Genomic DNA, 13,614 nt, shown 5'->3' on the forward strand with positions numbered 1-13,614 from the left:
CGCATTCATCGAACGTGATCGACTATCTGATTCTCGGCGGCGGCTCGGCGGGCTGCGTGCTTGCCGCGCGCCTGTCCGAAGACGCCGGCAAGACGGTCTGCCTCGTCGAGGCCGGTCGCAATATCTCGCGAACGGACATGCCCGCGGCGGTGCGCAGCCGTTATCCCGGCCGTGCCTATCTCGACACCGCGAATATCTGGCAGCGCCTGAAAGCGCGAATGAGCGCAACGGCCGCGACGCGCCGCTACGAACAGGCGCGCCTGCTCGGCGGCGGCTCGGCGATCAATGCGCTGATGGCGAATCGCGGCGCGCCCGCCGACTACGACGAATGGCACGCGCTCGGCGCGCACGGCTGGAACTGGAGCGCCTGCCTGCCGTACTTCCGCAAGCTCGAAACCGATTGCGATTTCAGCGGCACGCTGCATGGCGAGAGCGGGCCGATTCGCATCCAGCGCGCGCCGTGGACGCGCATTTCGCCATTCGTGCGCGCGGTGCTCGCCACACTCGACGCGCGCGGCCACACGCGGCGTGACGACCAGAACGGCGAGTGGCAGGACGGCACGTTCATCGGATCGATCGCGGTGAGCGAAGCGGGCGAGCGCATCCCGACCTCGGTCTGCTATCTCGACGACGCCGTGCGCGCTCGCCCGAATCTCACGATCCGCACGCAAACGCTCGTAGAGCGCGTGCTATTCGACGGCAAGCTCGCCATTGGCGCGCGGATCATCGGCGCGGACGGCGCGAGCGAAGCGTTGCGCGCCAGACATGTGATCGTTTGCTCAGGTGCGATTCACAGCCCGGCGTTGCTGATGCGAAGCGGCATCGGCCCGGCGGCCGAACTCGCCGCGCTCGGTATCGAGGTGGTGGCGGATCGAGGCGGCGTCGGCGGCAATCTGATGGAGCATCCGTCGATTGCCGTCTCGGCGTTTCTGCCGCGCGCGTCCCGCACGTTATATCCCGACGAGCATCACGAGCAGGCGATCGTGCGCTTTTCATCGGGCGTGAGCGGGACAGTGCCCGGCGACATGCACGGCGCGATCCTGTCGCGCTCGGGCTGGCATTCGGTCGGCCATAGGCTCGGTACGATCTTCTTCTGGGTGAACAAGTCGTACTCGCGCGGTCGCGTGAGTCTCGCGTCGGCTGATCCGCATGACGAGCCCACCGTGGACTTCAACATGCTATCCGACGCGCGCGATCTCGAACGGCTCAAGCTCGCGCTGCGCTTCGGTGCCCGCACGCTGGCCGATCCGATGATGGCGCAGCATCGCGCGACGCTGCTGCCTTCGAGCTATTCGCCGCGCGTCGCGAGCGTGGCCGTGCCGGGGGCGTGGAATGCATTGCAACGCGGGCTGCTGAGCGCGCTGCTGGACATTGCCGGGCCGCTGCGCGCGTGGCTGGTGAGGCGTGTGGTCACGCAAGGCGTGACGCTCGACGAACTGCTCGCCGACGATCACGCGCTGACGCGTTTCGTAACGCGGTCGGTGGGCGGCACCTGGCATCCGTCCGGCACTTGCCGCATGGGCGCCGCCGACGATCCGCTCGCCGTCTGCGACGCGCGCGGCGCGGTCTATGGCGTCAGCGGACTTTATGTGTGCGACGCGTCGCTGATGCCGTCGATACCGTGCGCGAACACGAATGTGCCGACCATCATGATCGCGGAGCGGATTGCTGATATGTTGCGCGGCCGCGCGTGAATGCAATGCTGGGCCGCCCGCGTTGAAACGCGGCGGCCCGGCAGGCATCAAGCGGTGAACGGTCCGGCTAAGCGCAAGAAGGCCGAAGCACGCTCACTCGCCAAACCCCACAATCCCCTTCACTTCAAGAAACGCCTCGAGCCCCCATTCGCCGTATTCGCGTCCGTTGCCCGACTGCTTGTATCCGCCGAAAGGCGAGCCCGCATCCCACGACGGGTAGTTCAGATACACGCTGCCCGCCCGGAGCCTGAACGCCACGCGCCGCGCGCGTTCCAGATCGGCGGATTGAACGTATGCCGCAAGCCCGAACGGACTGTCGTTGGCAATCGCAATCGCTTCTTCCTCGTCGCGATACGGCATGATCGCGAGCACCGGGCCGAAGATCTCTTCGCGCGCGATCGTCATGGAAGGGCGCACATCCGCGAAGACCGTCGGTTGCACGTAGTAGCCGCGTTCCAGACCCGGCGGACGCCCGAGGCCACCGGCCACCACTTGCGCGCCTTCGTGGATCCCCGCTGCAATCAGCCGCTCCACACGCTCGAACTGCACGCTGTTGACCACCGGACCCATGGTCGTGCGCTCGTGATCGGCGGGGCCGACGCGCTGCGCTTGCGCCGCGCGCCGCGCGATCGCCACCACTTCGTCATGGCGTGCCGCGGGCACGAGCATGCGCGTCGGCGCATTGCACGACTGTCCGCTGTTGTTGAAGCACGAGTTGACGCCGGCCGTGACGGCCGCTTCGAAATCGACGTCGTCCAACAGAATGTTGGCGGACTTGCCGCCCAGTTCCTGATGCACGCGCTTCACAGTCGGCGCCGCGAGTTTCGCAATCTCGACGCCCGCGCGCGTCGAACCGGTGAACGACACCATATCGACATCCGGATGCGCCGCCAGCACCGCACCGACGGTCGGACCGTCGCCGTTGACGAGATTGAAGACGCCCGGCGGCACGCCCGCCGCGTCGAGTATCTCCGCGAACAGCAAGGCATTGAGGGGCGTGACTTCGCTGGGCTTGAGCACCATCGTGCAGCCGGCCGCGATGGCGGGTGCGGCCTTGCAGACGATCTGATTGATCGGCCAGTTCCACGGCGTGATCAGCGCGACCACGCCGACCGGTTCGTGATTGACGAGCGTCGAGCCTTTCCTGCGTTGCCACGCGAACGTTTCGCACGTGCGAATCAGTTCTTCGAGATGCCGCCGTCCGATGCCCGCTTGCCACGCATGCGCCATCGCGCGCGGCGCGCCGAGTTCGCGCGAGATGGTGTCGCCCATCTCGTCGTGACGTTCGAGAAACACTTCGAGAATGCGGCGGATCAATGCGAGGCGTTCGGCCGGCGTGGTCTGCGAGAACGACGTGAAGGCGCGTTTCGCTGCGGCTACCGCGCGATCTGCATCGGCGGGTGTGCCCATCGCCACTTCGGCGAACGCTTCCTCGGTGCAGGGATCGACAACGGCGCGGCGCGCGTTGGTGGACGGCTCGACCCACGCGCCGTCGATATAGAACTTCAGTCCATTGACCATGTTGTAGTTATCTTCAGAGAGAGTTTAGGCGCGCGCCGCGTTGGAGCGACGGCTCACCACGACGATCATCACGAGGCACAGCGTCAGCGCGGTGAGCATCGTGCTGATGGCGGCAATGGTCGGATCGATCTCGTCGCGCAGCGTCACGAACATGCGGCGTGTCAGCGTCTGGTTCGAACCGCCCGACACGAATAGCGCGACCACCGTTTCGTCGAGCGCCTGAATGAACACGAACACCGCGCCGGAAATCACGCTTGCCTTGATCTGCGGCAGCGTCACCGTCATGAAGCTGCGAAAACGATTCATGCCGAGACTGCGCGCGACCATCTCCTGCGTGCGGTCGAAGGTGCGCAGATCGGCGCCGACCGAGATCAGCACGTACGGCAGCCCGAGCATCGTATCGGCGAGAATCAGGCCGCCGAGCGTATTCACGTAGCCCGCCTGAGAGTACACGAAGAACACGCCCACCGCGACGATGATGATCGGCACCATCAACGGCAGCATCAGCAGCGTACGCAGATAGCGCATGATCCAGTGCGTGCCGTTCTGGATCGCGTACGCGGCGGCCACGCCGAGCGGCGTGGCGATCAGCGCGGCGCAGATCGAAGCGGTGAGCGTGGTGCGCGCGGCGTCGATCCATGCGGGGTTGTCGAAGAACGAGTGATACCAGCGCAGCGAGTAGGCGGGCGGCGGGAAGGTCATGAAGCGCGTGTCGGAGAACGACAGCGGCACCACGATCAGCACCGGCACCATCAGGAACAGCAGAATCAGCACGACGGTCGCGCCGAGGACGATCCGTCCGAACGGGAGTTTGTTCATTTCGCGCCCAGAGTCTTTTCGAGTGGCACCACGCGGCTCGCGGCATAGAAAATCGCGAACACGCAGATCAGCAGCACGACGCTCACCGCGCTCGCCGCGCCCCAACTGTTGTAGATCTCGACGTTGCGGCTCACCACCATCGACACCATGATCGACTTGCCGCCGCCCATCAGTTCAGGCGTGATGTAGAAGCCGAGGCACAACACGAACACGAGCGTCACGCCGGCGAACACGCCGCTCATCGACAGCGGCAGGAACACGCGCAGGAACACGTGCAGCGGCGAGCCGCCCAGGCTCGCGCCGGCTTGCGAGAGATTCGACGGGATTTTCTGCATCGCCGAATAGAGCGGCAGCACCATGAACGGCAGCAGGATATGCACCATTGCGATGACCGTGCCGAACTGGTTGTAGGCGAGCTGCACCGGCCGGTCGACCAACCCTGAGGCGATCAGAGCCTTGTTCACGAGCCCCGTGCGCTGCAACAGCACGAGCCACGCGTAGGTGCGCACGAGTACGCTGGTCCAGAACGGCAGAATCACCATGCCGAGGACGAGCGCGCTCAGCTTCGGCGGCAACGAGGCGGCGAAGTAGGCCACCGGATAGCCGAGCAGGAGCGTGATGACAGTCACGACGATGCTCAGCTTGAACGTCAGCAGAAACGTTTCAAGGTAGGCGCCGGTGAACATGCGGCGGTAGTTTTCGAGCGTGAAGCCGTCGTGATAGATGGACTGCCACGACAGCCACGCGAGCGGCACCACCAGCAGCACGACGATCACGAGGAGCGCCGGCGTCATCAGGAGAAGCATCGTGCGATCCTCGCGGCGCTGATAGCGCGCGGCGGGATCGGACTCGGTGGCCTGCATCAAGGTGGTTCCCTGGAGCATCCGCTTGGCGGTTGTCATCATGCACCTACGGCGTCGAGAAACTGATACCACGCCGCGACGAGTCTCACACCCGGCGCGCGCAGCGAATGAAAGGGCACGGGCCGCAGGCCGGGCGCGCCGAGCAGCGAGAGCTCGGGCGTTTCGCCGAGCGCGAGCGCGGCGGCATGCTGGCCGAGCAGGCTCGCCATCGCGACCCCCGCTCCGTTATACCCCAGACAAAAGGTCGTGGCGTCGTCGCTGCGTCCGACATGCGGCAGCGAATTGAACGTCATGCCCACATAGCCCGACCAGCGATAGTCCACGCGCACGTCCGCGAGATCGGGAAAGAGCGCGACCATCGCGCGTTGCAATGCGTCGAAGCCCGTTGTTTGCCCTTCCTTGCCGAACGCGTCGCGTCCGCCGAACAGCATGCGGCCGTCCACTTTGCGGAACCACTTCATCATGCGCCGCGTTTCGGTGTAGCTGCGGCGCTCGACCATGAGATGTGCGTCAAGCTCGGCGGGCAGGCGCTCGGTGGCGATCATCGCGCTGCGAAACGGCACGAGTTCGCGCTGATACGCCGAGGTCGCCGCCGTGAGATCCGAATACGCGTTGGTCGCGACGATGACCTGCTTCGCGCGCACCGTGCCGCCGGGCGTGCGCAGCGTCACGCGCGTCTCGCCGGACGCGCGTTGCATCTGCTGTACCGGCGTCAATTCGTAGATCGGCACGCCGCGCCGCGTGAGTCCGCGCGCGAGTCCGCGTACGTACTCGAGCGGCAGAATGGTGCCGGCGTCCGCGCTCAGCACGCCGCCGACAAAGCCCTTCGAACCCGTCTCGTGCTCGATGGCGGCGCGCGATTGCACGGTCATCGAGGTATCGCCGAGATTCGTGTGAACCCAGTCGGCTTCGGCACGAATCGCGGCGAACGCGGCCTCCGTGTGAGCGCAGCGCAGGCTGCCGGTATGTTCGAAGCGGGCGCGCGTCAACTGGAATTCGTCTACCAGCGTCTCGACGACCCGCACGCCTTCATGCGCGAGACGATGCATGCGCTTCGCGGTATCGAGACCGTGCAGCTTGTCGATGGTGGGAAACGACAGTCTGAACTTCGACGACACCACGCCGCCATTGCGCCCGCTCGCACCCCAGCCAACCGGATTCGCATCGAGCACCACGCACTCGACGCCGCGCTTTTGCAGCGCATACGCGGCGGCGAGGCCCGAGTAGCCCGCGCCGATCACGGCGACCTCGACTTCGAGATCGCGCGCGAGCGGCACGCCGGTGCTGACCGCCGCACCGGCGCCTGGCGATGCCGCGAGGAGCGCCCGCCAGAGCGAATCAGGCGCGGGCGTGTGCAGTGTCATCGGCGCAAGCATCGGCTCAGGCCGCGAGACGCGCTTCGGCTTCGACGGCGTCCGCAAGCGCGCCGAGCGTCGCGAAATTGAAGGTCGGCGTGGTCACGGTTTCCGGCACGGGCGTGGCGCCGAAGCCCTTCACGTTCTGACGGCGTTCGATCCAGCAGGTTGCGTAGCCGAGCTTCGTGGCGATGCCGATGTCGTGATACTGGCTTTGCGCGGTGTGCAGGATTTCGCCGAACTTGTAGCCGAACGCTGCCTGACGGCCGCGGTTGTATGCGAAGAACTGCGGGTCGGGTTTGGCGACGCCGGTTTCGTCGCAGCAGACGGTGTCGTCGAACGGATCGCCGAGCGTGTGCGCATAGGCCGAGAGCGCCACGCGGTCCGCGTTGGTCATCGCGACCAGGCGGAAATGTTTGCGCAGACGCTTGAGCGCCGCGACCGAATCCGCGAACGCCGGCCATTCGAGCACGTCGCGCTGGAAGGCGGCGGCCGATTGCGCGTCGTCGGGCAGACCGAGTTCTTTCGCGAGCGAGAGATAGACGTTCGCCATTTCGTGGCTCGACCGGCCCGGATAGGTCGCGCGGCCACGCATGTACGGTTCGAAGATCTGGTCGTCGGTCAGGTCCTTCGCTTTCGGGCCGCCAATGCGCCGCACGGAGGCGAGCACGCCGCGCTCGAAGTCGATGAGTGTGCCGACGACGTCGAACGTCAGGACCTTGAAATCGGTGAGCTTCATGAAATCATCCTTTTGCAGTATGCGGTGAATCGGAGAGAGAGTGCCCCACGCGTGGGCGGAGAAAATCAGGCGGGCACGACGATCGTGTCCTGCGGGTCGAGCGTCACGCTCATCTGTGCGCCCGGCTGCGGGATGCGGCGGCGTGCGTCGTGGCCGCCGGGCTGCCGGAGACTGATGGCGGTGCCGTCGGCGAGCGCGGCGAACACGCGCAGGCTTTCGCCCTGATACAGCACCTCGGTGACGCGGCACGACAGACGGTTCACGCCTTCCTGGCGATCGCCGCCGTCGATCACGAGTTTTTCGGTCTGCACCGCGAGCAGCAGTTTGTTGCCATGCGGCAGCGGATGCGCGGTGCGCAGCACGGTATCGCCCAGACGCACGGCGTCGTCGCCGGCGCGCGTCACGTCGAGCAGCGTCGCCTCGCCGATGAAGCTCGCCACGAACGCGTCGCACGGCCGGTCGTAGAGCCGCTCGGGCGTGTCGATCTGCACCAGGCGGCCGTTCTTCAGCACGGCCACGCGGTCGCTCATGGTGAGCGCTTCGCGCTGGTCGTGCGTCACGTAGACGATCGTCGCGCCGAGCTTGCGATGCAGCCGGCGCAGTTCGATCTGCATGGTTTCGCGCAGTTGCTTGTCGAGTGCCGAGAGCGGCTCGTCCATCAGGATCAGTTGCGGCTCGAACACCATTGCGCGAGCGAGTGCCACGCGCTGCCGCTGACCGCCGGAAAGCTGGCTGATGCCGCGGCTCTCGTAGCCGGAGAGTTCGACCATCGCGAGCGCGTCGGCGACTTTCTTCGCCCACGTGCCTTTCGGCAGACGGCGCGCGCGCAGCGGAAACGCCACGTTCTCGCCGACGCTCATATGCGGAAACAGCGCGTAGTTCTGAAACACGATGCCGATGTCGCGTTTGTGCGGCGGCGCGAATGTAATGTCGCGTTCGCCGACCCAGACCGCGCCCGAACTCGGCTGCACGAAGCCGCCGAGAATGCCGAGCAAGGTGGTCTTGCCCGAGCCCGAAGGGCCGAGCAGCGAGACGAATTCGCCGGGGGCGATGTCGAGTGAAACGTCGTCGAGGGCCACGACCTGGCCATAACGTTTCGCTGCCGATCGGATCGAAACACCTGTTTTCGCTCGTGCGTCCATTGCGTCCTGTCTCGCTGAAGAAGCCTGCGTTAGGGAAAATATAGGCTGCGTCCTTTTTGGCGGCAATTCCCAAATTGTTGGAGAAGGCATAACATCAGGTCATGCCTAACCTTCGCAAAAAACTTCCGAGCGCCAATGCGCTGTTCGTGTTCGAAGCTGCCGCGCGCTGCGGCAACTTCACGCGCGCGGCGCAGGAGTTATATGTGAGCCAGCCCGCAGTGAGCCGCATGCTGGCGCGCATGGAAGACCATCTCGGCGTGCGCCTGTTCGAGCGCGTGCGCGGCGGCATCGAGCTGACCGAGAACGGCAAGATCCTTTACCGGAAGATTTCCGAGGGCTTCAACGGCATTGAAGGCGCGATCCGCGAGATCGAGGCGCGGGCCACGGGTGTGGAGTCGGTCACGTTGTCGGTGTCCACGGCCTTCACCACGCACTGGCTGATGCCGCGCATGAACCGGCTGAATCAGGCGTTCCCGAACGTCGACTTGCGATTCCAACTGATCTCGGGGCGGATCGGCGGGCCGCTCGTCGACGTCGATCTCGGCATGCGCTTTCGGCGCGAGGACGAGATCGGCGAGAACAGCGTGCTGGTCATGCCGGAGACGCTGCTGCCGGTGTGCAACCGGCGTTATGACGAAACCGCCGCCACGGAGGCGGGGCGCGCGCATGGCGACACGGTGATCGTCATGGACGACGGCGAGCGCGGCTGGCATGACCGCTTTGAAGCGTTCGCCGCACACGGGCGGCACGCCGCGAGCATGCTGAGCTTCAACGACTACGCGATCGTCGTGCAGGCCGCGTTGCTCGGCCAGGGCGTCGCGCTCGGCTGGCTCAACGTGGTGTCGCACTGGCTGCTGGAGGGCGCGCTTCAGCCAGCGGAACAGGAACTGATCGTCACGAACCGGCGCTGCTGTCTGGTGTGGCCGGAGAGCCGCGCGCTGCGGCCGGCCGCGGCCGACGTGCGCGACTGGATCATCGAGGAAACGCGCGCCGACGTGCGCGCGGTCGATCGCGCATATCCGAAGCTCGGGCTGCGCCGCTCGCTGGCCGACGCGGGATTGGCGATCGGGTAGGGTTCGCGGGCGCTCAGCGACTTTTCTGGCGCAGTGCAATACTGCCGCCGACGCTTCGAGGCTGGTTCTCGACGTCATTATTCGGTCACGAACCTCACGCAGTATTACCGACGGCCTTCAATCGGCCGACGGGCCGCAGGCCGGCCCGCCTTCACGTCTTTCGCACCTCCACGCGGACCAAGCGCCCATGTACGACGTCGCGCGCCCGATCCGTCGACAACAAGCATTCCACTCAAGGAGACACCGTGGCTCGTTCAAGAATCTTTGCTCTGACGGCGATCGCTTCGTCGCTTTTCGTCGCAACGGTCGCGCACGCCGGCGTCGATCTTATTGCGGTTGGCCAACTGAGCGGCCTCACGGGCGATCTATCGAAGGAAACCGCGGCGCCGCTGGAGAACGGTGTGGCGGGCAATCTGCTCGGCGGCCTCGGTTCAGGCATCGGTTACGCGGGCTGCCATACGTTCGTCGCCGTGCCGGACCGTGGCCCGAATGCCGTGTCGTACAACGCGGCGATCGACGACACCGCCTCGTATATCAACCGTTTTCAGACCTTGCGCTTGCGTCTGAAACCCGGCGCGGCCGGCGCCTCGCTTCCGTACACGATGACGCCGACCCTGCTCGCCACGACGCTGCTCCACACCAACGACAGGCTGGTTTACGGCACAGGCGCGGCCGCGGGCGTGCCTAACGGCGCGCCGGCGCTCAACCGCCGCAATCACACCAGCTACTTCACCGGCCGCTCGGACAACTTCGATCCGACGCGCCTGTCGACGGACGACCGCGACGCGCGCTTCGATCCCGAAAGCGTGCGCGTGAGCAATGACGGCGACAGCGTCTTCATCTCGGACGAATACGGCCCTTACGTCTATCGTTTCGATCGCCGCAGTGGCCGCCGCATCGACACATATAAGCTGCCGGACGCATTCGCGGTTGCCACGCTGAGCCCGATCGGCAACGACGAAATATCGGAGAACACCTCGGGCCGCGTCGCCAACAAGGGCATGGAAGGCCTCGCGATCTCGCCGGACGGCAAGACGCTGTTCGGCGCAATGCAAAGCCCGCTGATCCAGGATGGTGGCACGAACGGCGCTTACACGCGCATCGTCAGGATCGACGTGCGCACGGGCAGGACGACCCAGTTCGCGTATCCGCTGACGAACATCGGCACGGCGGCCAAGCCTAAATATCCGACCATCAGCGACGTGGTCGCCGTCAACGATCACGAATTGCTGATGGACGAGCGGGACGGGCAGGGGCTAGGCGACAATTCGACGGCCGTGTTCAAGAAGGTGTTCCATATCGACCTGAACGGCGCTCAGGACGTCAGCAACACGAGCGGCGAGGCCGGCCTCGCGCCGTACGCGGTGCAGAAGACGCTGTTTCTGGATGTGGTCGCCACGCTCACCGCGCACGGCTACAACGCGAACGATATTCCGGCGAAGCTGGAGGGTCTCGCGTTCGGTCCTGACGTCGTGGTCGGCGGTGTGAAGAAGCACACGCTGTTCGTCGCCAACGACAACGACTTCCTGGGCACGATCACCGACACCAACCATCCGGCCGGCATTGCGAACCCGAATCAGTTTTTCGCCTTCGCGTGGGACCCGAGCGACTTGCCCGCGTACGTCGCGCAAAAACTGCCCGGCGTGGATGACGATCGTCACGGCGATCATCGTCATGACCACGGCGACTCGGACCGCGCGTGCGGCCCCGATCGCGACGACGATCATTGAGCCGCTGACGCGCGCCTCGCATTTCCCGACGCGCATTGAAGCAACAGAAGGGCGGCGCCGGTTGATGCCGGCGGCGCTACATCAAGCTAAGCGTCACCGCCTTGCGCCACGATCAGATCCAGCGAGCCCGCGAGAATCGATCTGGCGAGTTCGGGGTCGTCGACGGCGCGCGCGAGCGTCACCGCGCCGACGATGGTCGCGACGATGCCGAGCGCCAGGTTTTCGCTATCGCCGGCCAACGTCTGCGCGATTCGCGATGCCAGTTTGTGCACGTATTGCGTGAGACGATCGCGAACTTCCGGTGCCGCGTGCCGCGCCTCACCGGCAAGCGCGCACAACGCGCAGCCGTTGCCCGGATTCTTGATGTGTTTCTCGCTGAGAAACATTTCGCCTAACGCCCGCAACGGTTCTTTCTTCGCCGACCCGTTCGAATTCGCCGCCGCGATCGAAGCGGCGATACGTTTCTCGCTTTGCGCGACGGCATATTCCAGCGCCTCGACGATCAACGCGTCACGCGACTCGAAGTGGCCGTAGAACGCGCCATGCGTGAGGCCGGCGCGCCGCATGCAGTCCGCCACGCCGAGCGCCTCGATCCCGTCTTCCCGAATCTGCCGCGCCGCCGTTTCCAGCACACGCTGACGGCTTTCTGCTTTTTGCGCCTGCGAGTAGCCCATTTCCGTCACCCCTCTTGACAATCTGCATGATGAGCATAATACTGAAAATGTGCATGATGATCAACATGCAGATTGTTCGATGAGGGCGTCTTTGCGGATGTCCGTACACGGCGGCGTTTTTGGGCCGCCTAACCGTTACAGGCGTCGCACGGCCGTGTTTTCCGGCACGTTGGCGGCGCAATCCAGGAGAGAGATGATGCGTTTCACGGGAAAAACAGCGTTGATTACCGGTGGGAATAGCGGCATTGGTTTCGTCACGGCGAAGCTGCTGATTGCCGAAGGCGCGCAGGTGGTGATCACCGGCCGCGACAGTGCGAAGCTGGATCAGGCCGTGTCCGAACTCGGCGAAAATGTGCTGGGCGTGCGGGCCAATCTGGATAACGAAGCGGATATCGACTCGTTGTTCGAACAGATCAAGAGCAAATTCGGGTCGCTCGATATCGTGTTCGCCAACGCCGGCATCTCCGGTCCGACGCCGCTCGGCGGCACGACGGCCGCGGCGTTCGAGGCGATTCTTCGCACCAATCTGACCGCGGTCTTTCTGACGGTGCAAGCCGCATTGCCGTTGATGAGCGAGGGTGGCGCGGTCGTGTTGAACGGTTCGGTGATGCGCGAACTCGGCTCGCCTGGTTCATCGGCGTATTCGGCCACCAAGGCCGGCATCACGGGCATGGCGAAGGTCTTCGCGTCGGAATTGGTGCAGCGTGGTATTCGCGTGAATACAGTGATCCCCGGCGGCACGCGCACGCCGATCTGGACGCGTGGCGCGCGCGAAGGCGCGACGCTCGACGGAACCGAACAGGCCCTCGCGCCGCGCGTTCCGATGGCGCGCCTCGCCGCGCCGGAAGAAGTGGCGGCAGCCGTGCTGTTCCTTGCTTCCAGCGATGCGTCGGGAATGACGGGCGCGGAGATCGTCGTGGATGGCGGGACGATCGGAGCCCCGTGGGGCGCGCCGATTTTCCGTCAGGCTTGAGGCGGTAGCGATAGACAGCCGCGCCGGACGACGAATCGGCGGCGCGGCTATCGATTCAGTACGCCCCGCTCACCAGATTGTTCGGCGCACCATCGACGAAGTTCTCGATGTTATCCATCAACTGATTCGCCAGACTCTGCTGCGCCTCGTCCGACGCCCACGCCACGTGCGGCGTCAGAATCACATTCGGCCGGCCGGCGGCGCGCAACAGCGGGTTATCGTCGGCGGGCGGCTCGGCCGCGGTCACGTCGAAACCCGCGCCGCTGATCAGCCCTTCATCGAGCGCCTGCACGAGCGCCGCTTCGTCGACGAGTCCGCCGCGCGCCGTGTTGATGATCAGCGGCCGGCGTTTCATCGCGCGAAACTCGGGCATGGCGAGCATGTTGCGCGTGTGCGGGGTGAGCGGACTGTGCACGGTGATGATGTCGCTGGTCGCGAGCACTTCATCCCACGGCGTGTACAGCGGGCCGAGCCCTTCGCGTCCCTTGTGCGCGGCGAACATCGGCTGCATGCCGAAGGCTTTGCCGAGTTCCGCCACGCGCTGCCCAAGCACCCCTTCACCGATGATGCCGAGCCGTGCGCCGGCCAGATCGTGAATCGCATGCGTGAAGAAGCAGAACTGCCCGGACTTTTGCCACTCGCCGGCGAGCACGTCGTCGCGATAGGCGACCAGATTGCGCCGCAGCGCGAGAATCAGCGCGAACGTATGCTCCGGCACGGTGTTGATCGCATAGCCGCGAATATTGCTCACCGCAATGCCGAGCCGCTGGCAAGCTGCCTTGTCGACGCAATCCGTACCGGTCGCGGCCACCGCAACGAGTTTCAGATCGGGCAATTGCTCCAGCACTTCGCCGGTTAGCGCGACTTTGTTGGTAATCGCAATCGATGCGCCAGCGAGGCGCTGGATCAATTGATCCGGCGTAGTGCGGTCGTGCTCGATCAACTGATGCTCGAAGCGCGGCTCGCGCAATACGATCTGCGGGGCGAGGGTCGTGCGGTCCAGAAAAACGATCTTATGCATGGTCATGTCC

Annotated in this window: 12 protein-coding genes; 4 read left to right on the forward strand and 8 right to left on the reverse strand. The window is 65.2% G+C overall.

Annotated features, from left to right (window positions below; all coding sequences use genetic code 11):
• The first annotated feature begins 14 nt into the window (after positions 1-14).
• Positions 15-1,694 carry a GMC family oxidoreductase gene (locus tag P0D73_RS21195; protein ID WP_408177771.1) on the forward strand — a complete coding sequence of 560 codons (1,680 nt, stop codon included), beginning with the start codon at positions 15-17 and terminating at the stop codon, positions 1,692-1,694.
• Positions 1,695-1,787: 93 nt separating this feature from the next.
• Here the strand turns inward: P0D73_RS21195 and P0D73_RS21200 are convergent, their stop codons facing one another.
• From P0D73_RS21200 to P0D73_RS21225, 6 genes are all read right to left on the reverse strand, one after another.
• On the reverse strand, positions 1,788-3,215 hold the full coding sequence (locus P0D73_RS21200; RefSeq protein WP_408177772.1) for an aldehyde dehydrogenase family protein: 1,428 nt from the start codon (positions 3,213-3,215) through the stop codon (positions 1,788-1,790).
• 24 nt (positions 3,216-3,239) lie between these two features.
• Positions 3,240-4,034: an ABC transporter permease gene (locus P0D73_RS21205; RefSeq protein ID WP_132381733.1), complete on the reverse strand. Its 795-nt coding sequence runs from the start codon at positions 4,032-4,034 to the stop codon at positions 3,240-3,242.
• Positions 4,031-4,939, reverse strand: a complete 909-nt coding sequence (locus P0D73_RS21210) for an ABC transporter permease (protein ID WP_408177773.1) — start codon at positions 4,937-4,939, stop codon at positions 4,031-4,033. Before P0D73_RS21210 ends, P0D73_RS21205 begins: the two co-directional genes overlap by 4 nt.
• Positions 4,936-6,273 (reverse strand): NAD(P)/FAD-dependent oxidoreductase, encoded by a 1,338-nt coding sequence (locus P0D73_RS21215; RefSeq protein WP_408177774.1) that lies wholly within the window; start codon positions 6,271-6,273, stop codon positions 4,936-4,938. The genes P0D73_RS21210 and P0D73_RS21215 overlap by 4 nt, the downstream gene beginning before the upstream one ends.
• A 4-nt stretch (positions 6,274-6,277) precedes the next feature.
• Positions 6,278-6,991 (reverse strand): HAD-IA family hydrolase, encoded by a 714-nt coding sequence (locus P0D73_RS21220; protein WP_408177775.1) that lies wholly within the window; start codon positions 6,989-6,991, stop codon positions 6,278-6,280.
• Between the two features lie 65 nt (positions 6,992-7,056).
• On the reverse strand, positions 7,057-8,133 hold the full coding sequence (locus P0D73_RS21225) for an ABC transporter ATP-binding protein (RefSeq protein WP_408177776.1): 1,077 nt from the start codon (positions 8,131-8,133) through the stop codon (positions 7,057-7,059).
• Between the two features lie 101 nt (positions 8,134-8,234).
• Here P0D73_RS21225 and P0D73_RS21230 point away from each other — a divergent pair, with 101 nt between their 5' ends.
• Together P0D73_RS21230 and P0D73_RS21235 are read left to right on the forward strand one after the other, a co-directional pair.
• Positions 8,235-9,206 carry a LysR substrate-binding domain-containing protein gene (locus P0D73_RS21230; protein ID WP_132381743.1) on the forward strand — a complete coding sequence of 324 codons (972 nt, stop codon included), beginning with the start codon at positions 8,235-8,237 and terminating at the stop codon, positions 9,204-9,206.
• 245 nt (positions 9,207-9,451) lie between these two features.
• Entirely contained in the window at positions 9,452-10,936 is a 1,485-nt protein-coding gene (locus P0D73_RS21235) for an esterase-like activity of phytase family protein (RefSeq protein WP_408432751.1), read from the forward strand.
• Between the two features lie 86 nt (positions 10,937-11,022).
• Here the strand turns inward: P0D73_RS21235 and P0D73_RS21240 are convergent, their stop codons facing one another.
• A complete protein-coding gene (locus tag P0D73_RS21240) occupies positions 11,023-11,610 on the reverse strand; it encodes a TetR/AcrR family transcriptional regulator (protein ID WP_408177778.1) in 588 nt (195 codons plus the stop codon).
• 196 nt (positions 11,611-11,806) lie between these two features.
• On the opposite strand from P0D73_RS21240, the gene P0D73_RS21245 reads away from it, so the two are divergent.
• Positions 11,807-12,583 (forward strand): SDR family NAD(P)-dependent oxidoreductase, encoded by a 777-nt coding sequence (locus tag P0D73_RS21245; RefSeq protein ID WP_408177779.1) that lies wholly within the window; start codon positions 11,807-11,809, stop codon positions 12,581-12,583.
• 55 nt (positions 12,584-12,638) lie between these two features.
• Here the strand turns inward: P0D73_RS21245 and P0D73_RS21250 are convergent, their stop codons facing one another.
• The gene (locus P0D73_RS21250; RefSeq protein ID WP_132381749.1) at positions 12,639-13,604 is read right to left on the reverse strand and encodes a D-2-hydroxyacid dehydrogenase; all 966 of its coding nucleotides are present in this window, start codon (positions 13,602-13,604) and stop codon (positions 12,639-12,641) included.
• Between the last annotated feature and the right edge of the window lie 10 nt (positions 13,605-13,614).

The sequence above is a fragment of the Paraburkholderia sp. RL18-101-BIB-B genome, from assembly GCF_046026985.1.
In the GTDB taxonomy this organism is placed as follows: domain Bacteria; phylum Pseudomonadota; class Gammaproteobacteria; order Burkholderiales; family Burkholderiaceae; genus Paraburkholderia.